Origin of the sequence: Tropicimonas sp. IMCC34043, assembly GCF_003390845.1 — a bacterium.
GTDB lineage: Bacteria > Pseudomonadota > Alphaproteobacteria > Rhodobacterales > Rhodobacteraceae > Tropicimonas.
This window is the reverse complement of record NZ_QMEK01000008.1, coordinates 55,833-74,612: the sequence shown is the minus strand read 5'-3', so window position 1 is coordinate 74,612 and position 18,780 is coordinate 55,833. Positions and strand designations below refer to the sequence as shown.

General features: G+C 65.4%; 18 protein-coding genes. 11 read left to right on the top strand and 7 right to left on the bottom strand.

From position 1 onward, the window contains the following. The first annotated feature begins 14 nt into the window (after positions 1 to 14). From DQG17_RS20190 to DQG17_RS20175, 4 genes are all read left to right on the top strand, one after another. Positions 15 to 767 carry an SDR family NAD(P)-dependent oxidoreductase gene (locus DQG17_RS20190; protein ID WP_116134685.1) on the top strand — a complete coding sequence of 251 codons (753 nt, stop codon included), beginning with the start codon at positions 15 to 17 and terminating at the stop codon, positions 765 to 767. 103 nt (positions 768 to 870) lie between these two features. Then, positions 871 to 1,839, top strand: coding sequence for a TRAP transporter substrate-binding protein (locus DQG17_RS20185; protein WP_116134684.1), 969 nt, complete (start codon positions 871 to 873; stop codon positions 1,837 to 1,839). Further along, positions 1,836 to 2,408, top strand: a complete 573-nt coding sequence (locus DQG17_RS20180) for a TRAP transporter small permease (RefSeq protein WP_116134683.1) — start codon at positions 1,836 to 1,838, stop codon at positions 2,406 to 2,408. The genes DQG17_RS20185 and DQG17_RS20180 overlap by 4 nt, the downstream gene beginning before the upstream one ends. Positions 2,409 to 2,419: 11 nt before the next feature. Next, positions 2,420 to 3,676 (top strand): TRAP transporter large permease, encoded by a 1,257-nt coding sequence (locus DQG17_RS20175; protein ID WP_116134682.1) that lies wholly within the window; start codon positions 2,420 to 2,422, stop codon positions 3,674 to 3,676. On the opposite strand, the gene DQG17_RS20170 is transcribed toward DQG17_RS20175, so the two are convergent. Next, the gene (locus tag DQG17_RS20170; protein WP_116134681.1) at positions 3,649 to 4,677 is read right to left on the bottom strand and encodes a LysR substrate-binding domain-containing protein; all 1,029 of its coding nucleotides are present in this window, start codon (positions 4,675 to 4,677) and stop codon (positions 3,649 to 3,651) included. The genes DQG17_RS20175 and DQG17_RS20170 overlap by 28 nt on opposite strands. A 58-nt stretch (positions 4,678 to 4,735) precedes the next feature. Continuing rightward, complete coding sequence (locus DQG17_RS20165; RefSeq protein WP_116134680.1) at positions 4,736 to 5,755, bottom strand: LacI family DNA-binding transcriptional regulator; 1,020 nt, start codon at positions 5,753 to 5,755, stop codon at positions 4,736 to 4,738. A 180-nt stretch (positions 5,756 to 5,935) separates the two neighbouring features. Here DQG17_RS20165 and DQG17_RS20160 point away from each other — a divergent pair, with 180 nt between their 5' ends. From DQG17_RS20160 to aroE, 5 genes are all read left to right on the top strand, one after another. Further along, complete coding sequence (locus tag DQG17_RS20160) at positions 5,936 to 6,964, top strand: TRAP transporter substrate-binding protein (protein ID WP_116134679.1); 1,029 nt, start codon at positions 5,936 to 5,938, stop codon at positions 6,962 to 6,964. A 79-nt stretch (positions 6,965 to 7,043) separates the two neighbouring features. After that, entirely contained in the window at positions 7,044 to 7,610 is a 567-nt protein-coding gene (locus DQG17_RS20155) for a TRAP transporter small permease subunit (RefSeq protein ID WP_116134678.1), read from the top strand. Continuing rightward, positions 7,610 to 8,932, top strand: coding sequence for a TRAP transporter large permease subunit (locus DQG17_RS20150; RefSeq protein ID WP_116134677.1), 1,323 nt, complete (start codon positions 7,610 to 7,612; stop codon positions 8,930 to 8,932). Before DQG17_RS20155 ends, DQG17_RS20150 begins: the two co-directional genes overlap by 1 nt. Positions 8,933 to 8,961: 29 nt before the next feature. Continuing rightward, positions 8,962 to 10,761, top strand: a complete 1,800-nt coding sequence (locus DQG17_RS20145) for an IlvD/Edd family dehydratase (protein ID WP_116134676.1) — start codon at positions 8,962 to 8,964, stop codon at positions 10,759 to 10,761. Positions 10,762 to 10,887: 126 nt separating this feature from the next. Next, complete coding sequence (gene aroE, locus DQG17_RS20140; RefSeq protein WP_116134675.1) at positions 10,888 to 11,736, top strand: shikimate dehydrogenase; 849 nt, start codon at positions 10,888 to 10,890, stop codon at positions 11,734 to 11,736. A gap of 46 nt (positions 11,737 to 11,782) precedes the next feature. Here aroE and DQG17_RS20135 read toward each other — a convergent pair whose 3' ends face one another. From DQG17_RS20135 to DQG17_RS20120, 4 genes are all read right to left on the bottom strand, one after another. Beyond that, a complete protein-coding gene (locus tag DQG17_RS20135; protein WP_116134780.1) occupies positions 11,783 to 12,670 on the bottom strand; it encodes a sugar phosphate isomerase/epimerase in 888 nt (295 codons plus the stop codon). 152 nt (positions 12,671 to 12,822) lie between these two features. Continuing rightward, positions 12,823 to 13,608 carry an ATP-binding cassette domain-containing protein gene (locus DQG17_RS20130; protein WP_116134674.1) on the bottom strand — a complete coding sequence of 262 codons (786 nt, stop codon included), beginning with the start codon at positions 13,606 to 13,608 and terminating at the stop codon, positions 12,823 to 12,825. Further along, positions 13,608 to 14,690 carry an ABC transporter permease gene (locus DQG17_RS20125; protein WP_116134673.1) on the bottom strand — a complete coding sequence of 361 codons (1,083 nt, stop codon included), beginning with the start codon at positions 14,688 to 14,690 and terminating at the stop codon, positions 13,608 to 13,610. Before DQG17_RS20125 ends, DQG17_RS20130 begins: the two co-directional genes overlap by 1 nt. Before the next feature lie 117 nt (positions 14,691 to 14,807). Beyond that, positions 14,808 to 15,779, bottom strand: coding sequence for a substrate-binding domain-containing protein (locus tag DQG17_RS20120; RefSeq protein WP_116134778.1), 972 nt, complete (start codon positions 15,777 to 15,779; stop codon positions 14,808 to 14,810). Positions 15,780 to 16,101: 322 nt separating this feature from the next. Here DQG17_RS20120 and DQG17_RS20115 point away from each other — a divergent pair, with 322 nt between their 5' ends. Further along, positions 16,102 to 17,250: an ROK family transcriptional regulator gene (locus DQG17_RS20115; protein ID WP_116134672.1), complete on the top strand. Its 1,149-nt coding sequence runs from the start codon at positions 16,102 to 16,104 to the stop codon at positions 17,248 to 17,250. Between the two features lie 18 nt (positions 17,251 to 17,268). On the opposite strand, the gene DQG17_RS20110 is transcribed toward DQG17_RS20115, so the two are convergent. Continuing rightward, positions 17,269 to 17,925 carry an AAA family ATPase gene (locus DQG17_RS20110; protein WP_116134671.1) on the bottom strand — a complete coding sequence of 219 codons (657 nt, stop codon included), beginning with the start codon at positions 17,923 to 17,925 and terminating at the stop codon, positions 17,269 to 17,271. Between the two features lie 331 nt (positions 17,926 to 18,256). Here DQG17_RS20110 and DQG17_RS20105 point away from each other — a divergent pair, with 331 nt between their 5' ends. Continuing rightward, on the top strand, positions 18,257 to 18,742 hold the full coding sequence (locus tag DQG17_RS20105) for a hypothetical protein (protein ID WP_116134670.1): 486 nt from the start codon (positions 18,257 to 18,259) through the stop codon (positions 18,740 to 18,742). Positions 18,743 to 18,780: the final 38 nt, after the last annotated feature.

The window sequence follows — 18,780 nt, the reverse complement described above, 5'->3', positions numbered from 1 at the left end:
GAACGGAGACAGACATGGGACTTCTCGACGGTAAATACGCTGTCATCACCGGGGCAGCGTCGAAACGCGGCCTTGGCAAGGCCACGGCGGCGATGTTTGCCGACCACGGTGCGACGGTTGCGATCCTCGATCTCGACGAAGCACAGGCAAAGGCCGCGGCCGCCGATCTCGGTGTGCAGCATGTGGGCCTGGCCTGCGATGTGACGGACAAGGCCTCGGTGCAGGCGGCGATGGATGCATTGGTCGAAAAATGGGGCCGGGTCGATATCCTGGTCAACAACGCCGGCATCACCCAGCCGCTGAAAAGCATGGAGATCATGCCGGAAAACTATGACGCGGTGATGGATGTCAGCCTGCGCGGCACGCTTTACTGCACCCAGGCGCTGATCCCGCAGTTCCGGTCGCAGAAATCCGGCAGCGTGATCAACCTGTCCTCGGTCTCGGCACAGCGCGGCGGCGGCATCTTTGGCGGGCCGCATTATTCCGCCGCCAAGGCCGGTGTGCTTGGCCTGACGAAGGCGATGGCCCGCGAACTGGCGCCCGACAACATCCGTGTCAATGCGATCTGCCCGGGGTTCATCGCGACCGATATCACCGGCGGCAAGCTGACGCCCGAGATGATGGAAATGATCCTCGACGGCATTCCGATGGGCCGGGCGGGCGAGGCGAGCGATGTCGCGGGCTGCGCGCTGTTTCTGGCCTCGGAGCTGTCGGCCTATTGCACCGGCACCGAAGTGGACGTCAACGGCGGTTCGCTGATCCACTGATACGGACGGACCGAAAATGTCGACCCCGGCGCAGGATCGGGGCGACGCATTCCAGGCGACGCAGTGCGGAGGCTGTGCGCCAAACCCCTAGGGAGAGAGACCCATGAAAAAGACCCTGATCCTGGCTTTGCTGGGCGGCACGACGCTTGCCGGCGCAGCCGCCGCCGAGGACGTGATCTTCGCCCACGGCGCCAACCCCGGCAACCCGCGCTATGTCGCGGCCGAAAAGTGGGCCGAGCTGTTCGCCGCCTGCACCGACGGGGCCGACACCGTCAACGTCGCGCCCTCGGCGACGCTCGGCGACGATGCCGAGATGCTGACCTCGGCCGCGGCGGGCGTCATCCAGGTCACAGCGAACAGCCAGGGCGCCATGTCCCAGATCGTGCCCGAGATCGGGCTTCTGGGCCTGCCCTTCCTGTTCAACGACCTTCCGAGCGCATGGAACGTTCTCGACGGCGATGTCGGCGTCATGCTCGACAGCCGCGCGCAGAACGCCGGGCTGAAGATCCTCGGGTTCTGGGACAACGGTATCCGCAACATCACCCATGTCAGCAAGAGCGTGTCGGAACCCGGCGATCTGGCGGGGATGAAGATCCGCACGCCGCCCGACCAGATGACCGTCGACATCTTCCAGGCGCTTGGCGCCTCGCCGGCGCCGCTGGCCTGGTCCGAGCTGCCGACGGCCCTGCAATCGGGGGTCTTCGACGGTCAGGAAAACCCGCTGGTCAACATCTATACCGCCAAGCTGCACGAGATCACGCCCTATGTCACCATGACCGGCCACAAGTACGAGGCGACGCCGGTCGTGGCCGGGCTGGTCTGGTGGTCGGGTCTGGACGAGGCGACGCAGGCCTGCGCGCTTGCAGCCACCGCCGAGGCCGGAAAGCTGCAGCGCCAGATGGTGTTCGACAGCGACGCGGAGCTGCGCCCGAAGATGGAAGCCGAAGGCGCGATCTTTGCGGAGGCCGACAAGGCGGCCTATCAGCAGGCGACGGCCTCGGTCTATGACAAGTACGCCGCCCAATATCCCGAACTGGTGGATGCGCTGAAGAAAGCCGCAGGTCTGGAATGAAACCGGGGGACAACGCCACTCCGGTAAACGATGGAAAGGGGCCGCCGCGCCCCTTTCTTTCCCGGATTGCCGGCATCTCGACGCTTCTTGACTGGAGCGGACGGATCATTTCCGCCACGAGCCTTGCCATCATGTTCGTGGCCCTGCTGGTCAACGTGATCCTGCGCTATGCCTTTGGTTCCGGCATTGCCTGGGCCTATGAGATCCACTCGGTGCTGCTGCCATGGCTGGTGTCGGGCGGGATCGTGATTGCCGCGGCGCAGGGCCGCAACATCTCGATCACGCTGCTGCCGGACCTGCTGCCCCCGGCCGGCCGTCGCGCCATGCTGCTCGCGGTCAATGTCGTGATCCTCGCGATCGCGCTCAGCGTGTTGCAATCGAGCCCGCCGATCCTCAAGGCCTCGACGTTCCAGACGCTGTCGACCCTCGGGATCAAGCAGGTCTGGGGCTATTCGAGCCTGATCTATGCCTTCGCCGCAATGGCGATCATCGCGACGGTGAACATCGTCCTGGTGCTTCGGGGCGAGGTCGACTTCGAGTCGAACCCCGAACACGCCAGCCTCAGCTGAAAGGACAGGCCATGACTGCCCCTCTGATATGGATATTCCTTGTTCTGCTGGCCATTGCCGTTCCGGTTGCCCACGCGATGCTGGGCGGGGTCGCGGCCGCACTGTGGCTCGACGGCAAGCCGATGGCCGTGATGGTCCAGCGGCTCTATACGCCGACGCAGAGCTTTCCGATGCTCGCGATCCCGTTCTTCATCATGGCCGGCAGCCTGATGATGTCGGGCAAGTTCGGGGTCTACCTTGTCAATATCGCCCGGCTGATGGTGGGCAATTTCAAGGGCGGGCTCGGCCAGGTGTCGATCATCGGCTCGGTGATGTTCGGCGGCGTCTCGGGGTCGGCCGTGGCCGATGCCTCGGCGCTTGGCAACGCGCTGATCCCGGTGCAGAAGGCCGAAGGCTATCCGGGCGGCTTTGCGGCGGCGATCAACTCTGCCTCCTCGACCGTCTCGGTGCTGATCCCGCCGTCGATCCCGCTGATCCTTTACGGGCTGGTGTCGAACGTCTCGATCATCGATCTGTTCGTCGCCGGGATCGTGCCCGGCCTGATGCTGGGGATCGGCATGTTCACGGCCGTCTGGCTGGTGGCCATGGCGAAGAACCTGCCTCGCTCGCCGCTGGCCGGCGGGTTCAGGGCCTTTCGAACCCAGATCTTTGGCGCGATCCCGGCGCTGCTGATGCCCGTCTTCGTCATCGGCACGCTGCGCTTTGGCATTGCGACGCCCACCGAGGTCAGTGTCATGGCGGTTGCCTATGCGCTGGTCGTCAGCGGCCTGGTCTATCGCGACCTGAACCTGCGCGGGCTGTGGGATGCGGCGGTCGAGACGGCGCTGATGACGGGGGCCGTCATGTTCATCATCATGGCGTCCTCGACCATCCAGTGGGTGCTGACCGCCGAACGGGTGCCGCAAAGCCTCGGCCTCTGGGTTGGGGCCACGTTCTCGGAGCCCTGGATGGTGATCCTTGCGCTCAACCTCGTGATGCTGGTCGTCGGCGCCTTTCTTGACCTTCCGGCCGCGGTTCTGCTGCTGGGGCCGCTGTTCGTGACCATTGGCAACACCATCGGCATGGACCCGGTGCAACTGGGCCTGATCATGGTGGTGAACCTGTCGATCGGGCTTTACACGCCGCCCGTCGGCACGACGCTGTTCATCTCGACAGCCATCGCGCGATGTCGGATCGGCGAGACGGTGCGCGCGCTGATACCCTTCTACCTTGTCGCGATCATCGTGCTGGCGCTGATCTCCTATGTCCCGGCGCTGACATTGTACTGACCGGCACCTCCCGTGCCATCCGGACGGGCCGGCGCCCCCAGCGTCGGCCCGTCTTCACGGGCAATCGTGCAGCCCATGGCGATCAGCCGATCCCGCACCGCCGTGTCATGGTCGCGCCCCGTGGTGCCGATCCAGTCGATGAAGATCCGCACGATCCGGCGATGGGTGTGCCGCGGCGGACAGACCACCCAATAGGCCGGAAACTCGATCACCTGAAACTCGTTGGACAGCGGCACCAGCTCGCCTGCGAGGATCTCCTTCCAGGCGAGCGTGGCGCTTTCCAGAACCACCCCCGCGCCGTCCCGCGCGAGCTGGATCGCCATCGAGGACCGGTCGAAGCGCAACTGATAGGACATGTCCTCGCCCCGCGCGCCATAGCGCGCCAGCCAGAGATCCCAGCGATAATGCGTCTTCACGCTGTCGATCAGCCGTGCCTTGCGCAGATGCTCCATCGGGTCGGACCCGTGGGCCTTCAGCGTTTCTAGATACTCGGGTGAACAGAGCGGCAGCACGAAATCGTGCAGAACGTTCTGCTCGTGCAGCCCTGACCAGCCGCCGGCGCCATAGCGGACGTCGGCATCGACCACCTCGGTCTCGAAATCGGTAAAATCGGGCGTTGCGTCCACCCGCAGGTCCCAGTTCGGGTTCTGATCGAGGAACTGCTTGATCCGCGGACCCAGCCAGCGCACCCCGAAGGACGGGCTGACGCGAAGGTTGAAGCGTCGGTGCTCCTGCTGCCGGACGATGGCGGAATAGACCTCGTTGACCATTCGCAACGCCTGCCCGGTCGCCTGGTACAGCCGTTCGCCATCCTCGGTCAGCGCCAACCTGCGGTTGTTGCGGCGAAACAGATGCACACCGAACTGCTGTTCCAGCAGGCGGATCTGCTGGCTGACCGCCGAAGGCGAAACCCCGAGTTCCTCGGCCGCCATCGAGACCCGGCCGAGCCGCGCGACGGATTCGAAGAACTTCATTCCGTTCAGGTTGAGATCCTTGCGCATCGCTTCCTCCCTGCACGATCGGGCGCCGACGGGGGCCAAGGCGCCGTCACCCGTGACCCTATCTTGGTCGGCGGGTCGAGTCGCGTGCGATCAGGCTGACCCCCAGATCGACGTTGCGCTCGGCCACGGAATCGGGCGCCTCGATCTCGGCCAGCAGCATCTCGACCGCGCGCCGGCCCACCTCGAACCGCGGCGTCGCAATCGAGGTCAGCGAGGGGAACATGTTGCGCGTCATCTCGAGATCGTTGAAGCCGCAGATCCCCAGGTCTTCCGGCACATGCAGGTTGCGCCGGTGCGCCTCCATCAGCGCGCCGATGGCAAGGTCGTCGTTGTTGCAGAACACCGCATCGGTATCGGGCGCCTGGGTCAGCAGCAGTTCCAGCAACTGCCGCCCCACCCCGACAGACGAGGCATGCGGCGTGGTTACGACACGGCGTTCGTCCAGCACGCCCGCCTCGGCGCAGACCTCGCGGAATACCTGCAGACGGGACTGGGTGCGCGGGTCCATGCGCGCGGCAAGGATGCCGGGACGACGGTAGCCACATTCGAGCAGATGCCGCGCCGCCAGCCGCGCGGCGGCGTCGTGCCGGAACCCGACCGCCATGTCGACCGGCGGGCGGCCGAAATCCATGATCTGGACGACCGGGCAGCCGGCGGTTTCAAGCAGGTTCAGCGCCGGGTCCGTCTGATCGAATCCCGCGACGATCAGCCCGGCAGGCTTTTGCCGCAGAAAGACCCGGATCAACGCCTCTTCCTTCAGCGCGCTATAGCGCGAATTGCCGATCTGGACGAAATACCGCGTGGTCTCGACCGCGTCATAGACCCCGCGCAGAACGTCGGCGAAGACGTTGTTGGTGAGCGAAGGGACCAGCAGCCCGATCACATTGGTGCTTTTCGAGGCGAGTGCCGAGGCCGCCAGATCGGGCGTATAGCCCAGCTTCTCGATGGCCGCCTGGACCTTGAGCCGCGAGCGTTCCGACACCTTCTCGGGCGAGCGGATGGTGCGTGACACAGTGATCGCGCTAACACCAGACAGGCTGGCAACATCATCGAGCGTCGGGCGCCTTTTCGGTTTCATTGCCACTTTTTACATATCCATATCAGCATTTTGCGGTCTTGCGGACTATAGAGGAAGAAATCTCCTTTGACAAATGACAGCGCTGTCATTATTCAGGCCGCACTCGTGACCTTACGGCGGGCGAATCCCCTGGACCCGCACCACACAGCCGTCACAACCAGATCTCTTGGGAGGAACACCATGAAAAATTCCACACTTCGCGCCCTGCTTCTGGGTGCCGTCGCGACCGCCGGTCTTGCCGGTGGCGCCATGGCCCAGGACTATACCTTCCGGTTCCAGTCCTCGGACCCGGCCGGCAACACCAACTTCCTTCTGCAGAAGGAATGGGCCGAGATGGTCAGCGAAAAGACCGATGGCCGTATCGTGGTCGAGATGCTGCCCGTCGAGACCATCGTGGCCCACAGCGAGACCCAGGATGCGGTGGCGGCGGGCATCATTGACGGCCATTTCACCGACACGTCCTATTTTGCCGGCAAGGAGCCTGCCTTCGGCCTGATCGCCAACCCGGTCGGCGCCTGGTCCTCGCCGCAGCAGATGTTCGACTTCATGCAGACCGGCGGCGGCAAGGAGCTGATGAACGAGATGCTCGAACCCTACGGGCTGCATTTCATCGGCGCGACCACCCCGGGGCTCGAAGCCTTCGTCTCGAAGGTGCCGCTTGAAGGCGTCGACGATCTGAAGGGGCTGAAGCTGCGGGCACCCGAAGGCATGGTGCAAAAGGTCTTTGCCGCCGCCGGTGCCTCGCCCGTGAACCTGCCCGGATCCGAGGTCTTCACCTCGCTCGACAAGGGCGTGATCGACGCGGCCGACTATAACACCTTCTCGACCAATCAGGCGCAGGGTCTGCACGAGGTTGCCAAGCACCCGGTCTATCCCGGCTTCCATTCGATGCCGCTGATCGAGGTCAGCATCAACAAGGCCGAATGGGATGCGCTGCCCGACGACCTGAAGGCGGCGATGGAACAAAGCGTTCTGGACTTTGCCCAGTATCAGGTCGCGACCGTCAAGGCCAATGACGAGGCGGCCGTCGCCGAGGCGCTGGAAAAGGGCGACGTCACCATCCACAACTGGTCGGACGAGGACCGCGCCCGGTTCCGCACCATCGCGCGCGGCGAATGGGAAATCGCGGCCCAGGCCTCGCCCAATTCGCAAAAGGTCTATGACACGCTGACCGCGTATCTGGCGGCGAACGGCCTGCTGGCGGAGTGACCGCCCGCGCCATCGCCTGAACACTCCCCCGGCGGCGCCGGGGGACGGACATTCCCCGCCGAGGGAGGAGCTATCTGCCATGAACGAAACCCGACACGAGGCCGGGCCGGACCCCGAACGGTTGGCGTTCGCGGCCGTGCCCGAGGCCGGCCCGCTGGGCCGCGCCATCAACCGCTTCGGCATCTTCTTTGCCATCGCGATTCTTGCCTCGGCCTTCATGCTCTTTTTCGAAGTCATCATGCGCTATGTCTTCAACTCGCCGACCACCTGGGTGCACGAGACCGTGGTGTTCCTGAACGCCTGCGCCTTCATCTTCGGCGGGCTCTATGTCGCCGCGCTGAACCGGCACATCCGGGTCGTGCTGATCTATGACCATCTGGGCGGCCGCCTGCGCCGCGGGTTCGACATCGCGATCTCGATTGCCTGCATGATCTCGTCGGGGTTCTTTGCCTGGGCCTCCTGGCAGGCGGTGAAACGCGCCGCCTGGACGCCGCAGGGCGAGATCCACATCGAAACCAGCGGCAGCGCCTGGAACCCGGCCTATCCCGGCATCATCAAGATATTCCTGTTCGTCATCATGATCCTGCTGACGATCCAGTTCCTGATCCTTGCGATCAACTACGCAAGACGAAAGGCAGACCTGTGATGGACCTTTCCTTCCTGCCCGACCTTCAGTCCATGGGCATCGAATGGGCGACGGTCGCGATGTTCGGGTCGCTGCTGCTGCTGCTGCTGACCGGCATGCCGCTGGCCTTTGTCACGCTGCTGGTCGCGCTGATCTTCGCGCTCGGCTGGTTCGGTCCGATGGCGGTGCCGCTGATCGCGAGCCGCATCTTCAGCTTCGTCAACTCCTTCGTCTTCGTCTCGGTGCCGATGTTCGTGCTGATGGCGGCGATCCTCGACCGTTCGGGCATTGCCCGCGACCTGTTCGACGCGATGAAGGTGCTGGCCGGCCGGATCCGCGGCGGCGTCGCGATCCAGACCCTGCTGGTCGCCGTCATCCTGGCCGCCATGTCGGGCATCATCGGCGGCGAGGTCATCCTGCTGGGCCTGCTGGCGCTGCCGCAGATGCTGCGGCTTGGCTATGACCGCAGGCTTGCCATTGGCGTCTGCTGTGCGGGCGGTGCGCTTGGCACCATGGTGCCGCCGTCCATCGTGCTGATCATCTATGGCCTGACGGCCAACGTCTCGATCGGGCAGCTGTTCACCGCGGCCTTTATCCCCGGCTTCATGCTGGCCTGCTTTTACGGCGCCTACATCCTGTTCCGCGCCTATACCGACCACGACGCCGCCCCGATTGCGAAGCCTGAGGAGATGAGCCGCCGCGAGAAGCTGCGCCTGCTGAAAGGGCTGTTCCTACCGGTTCTCGTGGTGATCTTCGTGCTCGGCTCGATCTATGGCGGCATCGCGTCCGTGACCGAGGCCTCGGCCATCGGTGTGCTGGGCGTCATGCTGTCAACGGTGATCCGTGGCGAATTCTCGGTCGGCCTGATGCTGGGGGCGGCACGCCAGACCCTTGCCACCGTCGGCATGATCGTCTGGATCGGCATCGGCGCCTCGGCGCTGGTCGGCGTGTTCAACCTGATGGGCGGGATCCAGTTCGTCTCGGGCCTGATCCAGGGGATTTCTGACAACCCGATTGTGGTCGTGCTGTTCATGATGGCGATCCTCTTCGTGCTGGGGATGTTCCTCGACTGGGTCGGGATCGCGCTGCTCTGCATGCCGATCTTCGTGCCGATCATCAAGAACATGGGCATGGACCCGGTCTGGTTCGGCGTGGTCTTTGCCATGAACATGCAGGTCAGCTTCCTGTCGCCGCCGTTCGGACCCGCCGCGTTCTATCTCAAATCCGTGGTCCCCGACGACATTTCGCTGGGCGAGATCTTCCGCTCTCTCGTTCCCTTCATCGGTCTTCAGATCCTGGCACTCGGGATTCTGATCGCCTTTCCCGGAATCACCGGCCGCTGACCGCGGCAGGCCCTCCTGAGGAGACCGCCATGGGCGATCGCACATCCCGCAAGCCGCTTCGCTCGGAAAGCTGGTTCAACGACCTCGAGAACCCCGAGATGACGGCGCTCTATATCGAACGCTATCTGAACTATGGCCTGACGCTTCAGGAACTGCGCTCGGGCAAGCCGATCATCGGTATCGCGCAGACCGGGTCCGACCTGTCGCCCTGCAACCGGCATCACATCGTGCTGGCCGAGAGGATGCGCGAGGGGATCCGCGAGGCGGGCGGGATCGCGATGGAGATCCCGGTGCATCCGATCCAGGAGACCGGCAAGCGGCCGACTGCGATGCTCGACCGCAACCTCGCCTACCTCGGCCTCGTCGAGGCGCTGTTCGGCTATCCGATCGACGGCGTGGTGCTGACCATCGGTTGCGACAAGACCACGCCGGCGCTGTTGATGGCGGCGGCGACGGTGAACATCCCCGCCATCGCCTTTTCGGTCGGCCCGATGCTGAACGGCTGGTACAAGGGCAAGCGCGCCGGCTCCGGGTCGGTGATCTGGGAGGCGCGGCAGATGCTGGCCGCGGGCGAGATCGACAACGAGCAGTTCCTGCAGATGGCCGCCGCCTCGGCACCTTCGGTCGGCTATTGCAACACGATGGGCACGGCATCGACCATGAACAGCCTCGCCGAGGCGCTGGGGATGCAGCTTCCGGGCTCGGCCTCGATCCCCGCCCCCTATCGCGAGCGCGCGCAGATGGCCTATGCCACCGGCAAGCGCATCGTCGACATGGTGCACGAGGATCTGAAACCCTCCGACATCATGACCCGCGCGGCCTTCGAGAATGCCGTGGTGGTCAATTCCGCCATCGGCGGGTCGACCAACGCCCCGATCCACCTGAACGCTATCGCGCGCCACCTTGGCGTCGAGCTGTCGAACCAGGATTGGGAGCGTCTTGGCCATCATGTGCCGCTGCTCTGCAACGTGCAGCCGGCGGGTGACTACCTGTCCGAGGATTTCCACCTTGCCGGCGGCCTGCCTGCAGTGATCGGCGAGCTGCTGCGCGCCGGGCTGATCCCGAACCCGCAGGTGGTGACGGTGACGGGCGCGCCCTTCACCGAACAATACGCCCACCGCGAGATCGAGAACCCCGATGTGATCCGCCCGGTCTCCGACCCGCTGACCGCCCATGCCGGGTTCCTGAACATGACCGGCAACCTGTTCGAATCGGCGATCATGAAGACCTCGGTCATCGGTGCGGAATTCCGCGACCGCTATCTGTCCGACCCCGAGGATCCCGAGGCCTTCGAGGGCGCGGTATTCGTCTTCGAGGGGCCCGAGGATTTTCACGCCCGCATAGACGATCCGGCGCTGGGGATCACGCCTCAAAGCATCATGGTGATGCGCGGGGCCGGTCCAAAGGGCTATCCCGGCGGCGCCGAGGTCGTGAACATGCGCCCGCCGTCCTACCTGATCAAGCAGGGTGTCCACACCCTGCCCTGCATTGGCGACGGGCGGCAATCGGGCACCTCGGGCTCTGCCTCGATCCTCAACGCCTCGCCCGAGGCGGCCGATGGCGGCAATCTTGCGATCCTGAAGGATGGCGACCGGCTGCGGGTCGATCTGAAGGCGCGCGAGGTCACGCTGCTGCTGTCCGAGGCCGAGATCGCGGCGCGGCGGCAGGCGCTGGCCGATGCCGGCGGCTTCCCGGTGCCCGAAAGCCAGACGCCCTGGCAACAGATCTTCCGCAACACCGTGCGGCCGTTCAGTCAGGGCATGATCGTCGATGGCGCCGACCAGTTCCGCGATATCGCCCACTCAAAGACCCCGCGGCACAGTCACTGAGCCGCGGAGGGGGGCACCGGTCAGCCCGGATCGACGCGGAGGCTTCGCCACCCTGCGGAACGGGCGTAGCATGATCGCTGCCCGCCCGCGCCAGAGCCTGGCCGCGGGACGGAGAGGAGGACCGACATGACCCACGATTTCCTGCAACCGCTGGTCGGCTGTTTTGCGATGCCCGCGGGCGAAGACCCGACCGTCGTAATGATCGAGGCGGCGTTCCGCCATCACGGGCTCAACTGGCGCTATATAAACTGCGAGGTCGCGCCCGAGGATCTGGGCGACGCGGTGCGCGGAGCGCGGGCTATGGGCTGGCGGGGCTTCAACTGCTCGATCCCGCACAAGGTGGCGGTGATTGCGCATCTCGACGGGCTTGGCGCCTCGGCCGAGATCATCGGCGCCGTGAACACGGTCGTGCGGCGCGGCGACAAGCTGATCGGCGAGAATACCGATGGCAAGGGCTTTGTCGGGGCGCTGTCGCGGGTCATCGACCCTGCGGGCCAGCGCGTCGTGCTGTTCGGCGCGGGTGGCGCGGCGCGTGCGGTGGCCGTGGAACTGGCGCTGGCCGGTGTCGCGCATATCACCGTCGTCAACCGCAGCGCCGGGCGCGGCCAGACGGTCGCTTCGCTGATCGACGACAAGACCCCGGCCAGTGCGGATTACGCACCCTGGAACGGCACCTATGCCATCCCGAAAGGTACCGGGATCGTGGTCAACGCGACCTCGCTCGGGCTTTACCCGAATGTCGATCAGACCCCCGATGTCGATACCGACACGCTCAGCCCCGACATGGTCGTGGCCGACGGCATCCATAACCCGCCGCTGACGCAGTTTCTGAAGGCCGCGCAGGCGCGCGGCTGCAAGACCGCCGACGGGCTTGGCATGCTGGTCGGTCAGGGGGTGATCGGCCTGAAATACTGGACCGGGATCGACGCCGATGCGGGCGTGATGCGGCAGGCGCTGCTGGATCTGGGGCTGTAGGGACCCTGCCCGCCGTCTGGGCCAATGCCTGCGGCGGGCAGGGACCTCAGATGGCCTGCGTGGCTTGCACGGCTGCCGCGATCTCGGTTCGCATGAAGGCGAGGCAGGAAGTGGCGGCGGCCTCGGAGCTTTCCCAGGTGCGCCGCCACAGCCGGATCGCACCGGCGGTCTGCGGCGTCAGCACGGCGGGCGAGAAGGTCTCGACCGTGAAGTCGCCGGTATATCCGGCCGAGGCGAGCGCCCGGAAATAGCCGCGGAAATCGAAGGTGCCGGTGCCGAAGACGCCATGGTGGCTTTCGCCCAGATGCGTGTAGCCCAGCAGATCGGCGTTGCGCGCGATGGCTGCCGGAATATCGAATTCGTCGATGTTCATGTGGCAGGTGTCCATGTGCAGAAACAGGTTCTTCGCGCCGATGCCGCGGATCATGTCGCCTGCCTGATCGAGCGTGTTGAAGACGCTGGTCTCGTACCGGTTCACCGGCTCGAGCCCGAGCCTGACGCCAAGGTCGCCGGCGCGGGCGTCGATCCGCGACAGCGCCGCGGCGAGATTTTGCATCTGCGCCTCGGTCGGCGGCGCGGAATAGAGCGTGCAGGCGGAATAGGTCACGCCGCTGACATTCGGCACGTCGAGATCCGCGGCGAGTTCGAGCGACCGGATCACCGCCGCCTCGCCTGCCGCCGCAATCTCGGGCGTGGCGCTGGCGATGTCGGTCGCGGGTTGCAGCACGAGGCTGAGCCGCAGGCCAAGCCCCGCCTCGGTCACGACCGTCTTGCGCGTCATCGCGGCGTCAAGATCGCCGGGGTCGAGCGGCAGGGCGACCTCGAACAGCTCGAAGCCGATGTCGGCGGCGGCACGGCAGGCGGCACGGGCGTTCGGTTCGCTCCAGACATCGGTAAAGACGAACTGATGCACGCCCAGCTTTGCGGTTTTCATCATGTGCTCCTTTGCGCGCGTTCGGCCGGGTCCGGCGCGGGGCCACTGCGGGCGGTGTGCGACTCTCTTGCGCCGCCACGATGGACCGGGCGCGGGGTCTCGGCCAGCGGAAAGGGCGGGCGCGATGTGCGCCCGCCCCCCCAATTGCTGCGTCAGGCGGCGCGCACGGATTCGGGCGGCTCCAGCGCGCCGGTCATCATCGCGACCGCATCCGACATGGTGAAATCGCCCGGGCTGATGGTGCAAAGCCGCTTGCCCAGACGGTGGATGTGGATCCGGTCGGCGACCTCGAAGACATGGGGCATGTTGTGCGAGATCAGGATGATCGGGATGCCCCGCGACTTGACGTCGAGGATCAGTTCCAGCACCCGGCGGCTTTCCTTGACGCCAAGCGCCGCGGTCGGCTCGTCCATGATGATGAACTTGGTCGCGAAGGCGGCGGCGCGGGCCACGGCGACGCCCTGACGCTGGCCGCCCGACAGGGTTTCGACCGGCTGGGTGATCGACTGCACGGTCATCAGGCCCAGTTCGGTCAGCTTGTCGCGGGCAAAACGCTCCATCTCCTTCTTGTCGAGCATGTGCAGCCACTCGCCCATCCAGCCCTTTCGCCGGATCTCGCGGCCCATGAACATGTTGTCGGCAATCGACAGCGCCGGCGACAGGGCGAGGGTCTGATAGACCATCTCGATCCCCATATCCCGCGCCTCGATCGGCGACTTGAAGCTGACCGGCTTGCCCTCGATCAGGATCTCGCCCTCGTCGGGTATGGTGGCGCCGCAGATCGCCTTGACGATCGAGGATTTGCCGGCACCGTTGTCGCCGATCACCGCCAGGATCTCGCCCGGGCGAAGCTCGAAGTCGGAATTGTCGATCGCGGTCACGTGACCATAGCGCTTCACGAGATTGCGACCCTGAACGACTGGAGTAACCTCAGACATCACGCAGATACCCTTCTGATCCATTGGTCGACAGCGACCGCGATAATGATGAGCCAGCCGATGGCGAAGACCTGCCACAGCACGTCGACCCCGGCCATACGAAGCCCGGACTGGAACACGCCGACGATCAGCGCGCCGAACAGCGCCCCCATGATCGACCCGCGTCCGCCGAACAGCGATATGCCCCCGATCACCACGGCCGTGATCGACTGCAGGTTGCCCTCGTAGAACGATTGCGGCGAGATCGACCCGACCCGCCCGATCGAGGCCCAGCCCGCGATGGCGCAGACAAGGCCCGCCACCACATAGACCGACAAAAGCACTCTGTCGGTGCGGATGCCGGCAAGCTCGGCCGCCTCCTTGTCGTCGCCGACGGCATAGACATGGCGCCCCCAGGCGGTGTGGTTGAGCATGTACCACAGCACGACGAAGATCAGCACCATCAGCACCGACCCGAGCGTGATCCGCGCCCCGACCAGTTCAAAGGTCCGGCCGAAGAACTTCAGGAACGGCGCATTGGCGTCGATATCCGCCCCCCGGATCGATTGTGCGCCCGACAGCCACAGCAGCAGCGCGTAATAGATCGACCAGGTGCCCAGCGTCGAGATGAAGGGCGGCAGCTTGATCTTGGTGATCAGGAAGCCGTTGAAGAAGCCTGCCGCGGCACCGCCGACAAAACCGACCAGGATCGCGATGCCGCTTGGCACCCCCATGAAGACGGCAAGATTGCCCATGATGACCGACATCAGCACCATGATCGCCGCAACGCTCAGATCGATCCCGGCGGTGATGATGATCAGCGATTGCGCGGCCGCCAGCATGCCGATGATCGACACCTGCTGGATGATGAGGCTCAGGTTGAACGCCGAGAAGAACCTGCCTCCCGCGATCACACCGAATACGGCGAGGCTGACGGCCAGCACGATCACCGGCACCAGCGTCGGGTTGTTGTGCAGGAGGTGCTGGACTTTCGCACCGAACGTGTCGTGCCTTGCCTTGAACGCCGCGACCGTCTTGTCGCTTTTGTCGAGTGAATGTTCGAAGTCCTGACCCTTGCGGGCCGGCCCTGATGTGTCTGACATATCCTCCCCCCCTGCCTTCCATGGTCCGAAGGCGGCAATTTCGTGAAGCGTGTCGTCGCTGAAGGCGCGGGAAGCGGCGGCGCACCGGGCGCCGCCGCCGCTAGGAATGCGCGGGCGTCAGCCCCAGCATTTTCCAAGGGCCTCTTCGGAGGTGATCGACGGGAGCCCTTCGACCGGCCGGTCGGTGACAAGCTGGACGCCGGTGTTGAAGAAATCGAGCCCTTCGGTGTTCTTCGGCTTTTCACCGGTTTCCGCGAAGGCCGCGATCGCCTCGACACCCTTCGATGCCATCAGCAGGGGAAACTGCATCGAGGTCGCACCGATGACGCCGGCCTGAACGTCCTTGACGCCCGGGCAGCCACCGTCGACCGACACGATCAGCACGCCCTCGCCCTTGCCGACCGACTTGAGCGCCTCATAGGCGCCGGCGGCGGCGGGTTCGTTGATGGTGTAGACGACGTTGATGTCCTGATTGACCTGCAGCAGGTTCTCCATCGCCGTGCGGCCGCCGTCGGGCGAGCCGTCGGTCACGTCGTTGCCGACGATGCGCGGGTCATCCTCGTCGCCGATGTCGGTCGGGTCCTTCACGTCGATGCCGAACCCGGTCAGAAAGCCCTGATCGCGCTGATAATCGACCGAGACCTCGGACGCGTTCAGATCGAGCAGCGCGATCTTCGCATCCGCCGCCTTGTCGCCCAGTGTCGCGGCGGCCCACTCGCCGATCAGCTCGCCCGCCTTGAAGTTGTCGGTTGCGAAGGTCGCGTCGGCGGCATCCGCCGGCTCGAACTGGGTGTCGAGCGCAATCACCAGGGCGCCCGCATCGCGCGCCTGGCTGATCACGGGCACCAGCGCCCGGCTGTCGGTCGGGGTGATCAGGATGCCCTTGGCGCCGGCCGCCATGCAGGATTCGACGGCCGCGACCTGGGTCTCGACATCGCCATCGTATTTCCCGGCATAGGTCAGCAATTCGATGCCTACCTCTTTGGCCGCGGCGCTCGCGCCTTCCTTCATCTTCACGAAGAACGGGTTGGTGTCGGTTTTCGTGATCAGGCAGGCGGTGGTGCCCTGGGCACTGGCCGCACCGACCATGCTGCACAGGCTGACTGCCGTAGCGCCAAGCAGAATCGTGGCCTTGGATTTGGTAGAATTCACAGATCTTCCTCCCATTTTGTTTTCGGACCCTCCCAGGCCCCAAAGGCAGGCCGACGTGTCGGGCCCTGCCTTCGCCCGCATGACGCCACGAAAGGCCCACGCCTGTCAATAATAAATCACTGCGAGTTATTATTGACAGGGGCGCCGGGCCTTCGCATCGTCCCGAATCAAGGGAGTACGTCTGTTGGAAGCTGAAGAGCTCGGGACCGCCGGAGAACAAAGATCTCCAAATGCCGTTCGCGGATCGAATCAGGTCGGAATGCGGGCGCACAACGAGCGTCTGGTTCTGTCGACGCTCCGGCGGAACGGCCCGATGGCAAAGTCCGAGATCGCGCGCGTCACCGGGCTGTCGGCGCAGGCAAGTTCGGTCATCATGCGGTCGCTGGAACAGGGCGGCTTTCTGCGCCGTGGCGACCCGATCCGCGGTAAGGTCGGCCAGCCGTCGATCCCGATGTATCTGTCGCCCGACGGTGCCTTTTTCTTCGGGCTGAAGGTCGGGCGGCGTTCGGTCGATCTGATCCTGATCAACTTTGTCGGCGAGGTTCTGGGGCGGGTCCACCGCACCTATCGCTTTCCGACCCCCGACAGCATCCTGAAATTCACCTCCGAGGCCTTCGACACGCTGGGCGGGCTGATCCCGCCCGAGCATCGCGACCGTATCGCGGGGCTTGGCGTCGGCATTCCGTTTCGGCTGTGGGACTGGGCGGCGTCAATCGGGGCACCCGCCGACGAGATGGAGGCATGGCGCACCCGCGACCTGCGCACCGAGCTTGAGGCGGTGCTGGGCTGCCCGGTTTTCCTGCAAAACGATGCCTCGGCGGCCTGCGGCGCGGAACTGGTGTTCGGCAAGGCCGACCGGCCAGAGAGCTTTTTCCACTTCTTCATCGGCTATTTCATCGGTGGCGGGCTGGTACTGAACAACCGGCTGTTCACCGGCACGACCGGAAACGCCGCCGCCATCGGATCGCTGCCGATCCGCGGGGCAGAGGGCAAAGCCCTGCAGCTGGTCGATATCGCCTCGCTTTCGGTTCTGGAAACCGCCCTGACCGCGGCCGGCAAGCCGCCCGGCGGCCTGTGGGAGGTGCCCGAAAGCTGGTCGATCGACCAGACGGTGCTCGAGTCATGGGTGCGCGACGCATCGTCGGGCATCGCGCAGGCGATTGCCGCGGTCTGCTCGGTCGTCGATGTCGAGGCGATCCTGATCGACGGCTGGCTGCCCGCAAGCCTGCGCAGGCAGATCGTCACCAGCACCGCGGCGGCGCTGCGCGAGCTTGACGTCAGCGGCATCGTCAAACCGGTGGTGCGGGAGGGCAGCATCGGGCCCGATGCACGCTCGCTCGGTGCGGCCAGTCTGCCGCTGTCCGAACGCTATCTGGTCGATCTGAATGCGGTGCTGACTGCCGGATAGGCGCCGATCCGCGGCCTGTCAGGCATCGAAGCCGTTCATGACCCGGAAATCCGCCGGCCGGCTTTCGCGCAGCACTATGTCGATGTTGAGAAAATCGTTGCCCTCAAGCTGCGCCTCGAGCGCCGCGCCTTGCAGGCCGATCCCTTGCCAGCGTTTGCGCAGCCGTGCCTTCAGCACCGTCTCGGGTACGTCGAGAAAGATCGTCCGGTCGAAGAACGCCGCCATCGGCTGCCAGTCGGGCCAGTCGAGCAGCAGGTAGTTGCCCTCGACCAGTATCAGCTTCATCGAAGGCTCGATCAGCCGGGCGCCGGCGCGCGCGATCTCGATCGAGCGATCGAAGACCGGGACCGCGACCGTGGTGTCGGCCTCGTGTTTCAGCCGCCACAACATGCTGCGCAGCCCGCCGGTGTCGAAGGTGTGCGGCGCACCCTTGCGCGGCCGGTCGCCCCGCGGCACCAGCACCATGTCGTCATAGTGAAACCCGTCCATCGCCAGCACGGCGCATTGTCCGGGAAGCCTTGCGTTGATCTCCTCGCAGAGCCGGTCGGCGAGCGTGCTTTTCCCCGATCCCGGACACCCGGCGATGGCGACGATCCGGCGGTCTGCACCCTGCCCTTCGAGCAGGTCGGCAACCGCGGCCTTGATGTCGATCACGGGGGCGTCGGCGGTGCTCATGCGGGCTGAACCTTGAAGCGGGCTGTCAATGACACCTCCTGCGGGCTGCGCGGCCGGGTCTGGCTGACCGGCACTCTAGACCCAAGGCAGGGCGCTTGGGAACAGCCCCGCGCCGGATAAGGCGCCGCAGATCGCGATCCCCTCGCCCTTGCCCACACGCAGGTCGATGCCCTTCAGGCCCTCGACCGCCCTGCCCGCATCGTGGTCGCCGGGGCGACGCTGGGGCCTTGGACGAACGGCGCGATCGGGCCAGTATGGGCCACAGTCATTCAGGCCGTCGCCCCGGCATTTTCGGCCGTTCAACCAGGCATGATCCCGATTGGAGACACAGATGAGACATTTCCTTGCATCCCTTTGCCTGAGCGCGCTGAGCCTCTCGGCCGCCTCGGCGGAAACCCTTGGCACCATCGAGGCGACCTGGGACGGGGCGGATCGGACATGGTTCATCACCTCCGGGAATGGCGAAAGCCAGTCGTCGGTCGACACCACCGCGGGTGTCATGGACAGCGTGACCCTTTGGGGAAATCCGGCCGAGACCGATCTGGCCGCAACCCGCGATGTCGTCGAACTGAGCTTTGTCACGATGCGCGGCCCGACCGGCAAGATCGCCACGTCGGGCGAGATGCGCTATCTGCTCAACGCCTATCAGGATTTCTGGGATGCCAGCGAGGAGGGCCGGACCGAGGTGACGCTGACCGCCTACGACCGGAGCGACACCGCGTTGCATCTGGCCGGAACCTTTGAGGCCAAGGCCGACCACGCGGGCGAGTCCCGCGATGTCTCGGGCCGGTTCGACGTGACATTTCCGCTGGAATAGCCCCGCGCCGGGGGGGGGCGCCGCGGATCTGCCCCCCC

Coding starts and splice junctions, on each gene's coding strand:
- DQG17_RS20110 (WP_116134671.1), bottom strand. CDS start 17,925: ATGAGCACCGCCGACGCCCCCGTGATCGACATCAAGGCCGCGGTTGCC.
- DQG17_RS20120 (WP_116134778.1), bottom strand. CDS start 15,779: ATGGTCGGTGCGGCCAGTGCCCAGGGCACCACCGCCTGCCTGATCACG.
- DQG17_RS20170 (WP_116134681.1), bottom strand. CDS start 4,677: ATGCGCAAGGATCTCAACCTGAACGGAATGAAGTTCTTCGAATCCGTC.
- DQG17_RS20145 (WP_116134676.1), top strand. CDS start 8,962: ATGGGCGATCGCACATCCCGCAAGCCGCTTCGCTCGGAAAGCTGGTTC.
- DQG17_RS20125 (WP_116134673.1), bottom strand. CDS start 14,690: ATGTCAGACACATCAGGGCCGGCCCGCAAGGGTCAGGACTTCGAACAT.
- DQG17_RS20175 (WP_116134682.1), top strand. CDS start 2,420: ATGACTGCCCCTCTGATATGGATATTCCTTGTTCTGCTGGCCATTGCC.
- DQG17_RS20185 (WP_116134684.1), top strand. CDS start 871: ATGAAAAAGACCCTGATCCTGGCTTTGCTGGGCGGCACGACGCTTGCC.
- DQG17_RS20155 (WP_116134678.1), top strand. CDS start 7,044: ATGAACGAAACCCGACACGAGGCCGGGCCGGACCCCGAACGGTTGGCG.
- DQG17_RS20150 (WP_116134677.1), top strand. CDS start 7,610: ATGGACCTTTCCTTCCTGCCCGACCTTCAGTCCATGGGCATCGAATGG.
- DQG17_RS20135 (WP_116134780.1), bottom strand. CDS start 12,670: ATGAAAACCGCAAAGCTGGGCGTGCATCAGTTCGTCTTTACCGATGTC.
- DQG17_RS20165 (WP_116134680.1), bottom strand. CDS start 5,755: ATGAAACCGAAAAGGCGCCCGACGCTCGATGATGTTGCCAGCCTGTCT.
- DQG17_RS20115 (WP_116134672.1), top strand. CDS start 16,102: ATGCGGGCGCACAACGAGCGTCTGGTTCTGTCGACGCTCCGGCGGAAC.
- DQG17_RS20105 (WP_116134670.1), top strand. CDS start 18,257: ATGAGACATTTCCTTGCATCCCTTTGCCTGAGCGCGCTGAGCCTCTCG.
- DQG17_RS20130 (WP_116134674.1), bottom strand. CDS start 13,608: ATGTCTGAGGTTACTCCAGTCGTTCAGGGTCGCAATCTCGTGAAGCGC.
- aroE (WP_116134675.1), top strand. CDS start 10,888: ATGACCCACGATTTCCTGCAACCGCTGGTCGGCTGTTTTGCGATGCCC.
- DQG17_RS20190 (WP_116134685.1), top strand. CDS start 15: ATGGGACTTCTCGACGGTAAATACGCTGTCATCACCGGGGCAGCGTCG.
- DQG17_RS20160 (WP_116134679.1), top strand. CDS start 5,936: ATGAAAAATTCCACACTTCGCGCCCTGCTTCTGGGTGCCGTCGCGACC.
- DQG17_RS20180 (WP_116134683.1), top strand. CDS start 1,836: ATGAAACCGGGGGACAACGCCACTCCGGTAAACGATGGAAAGGGGCCG.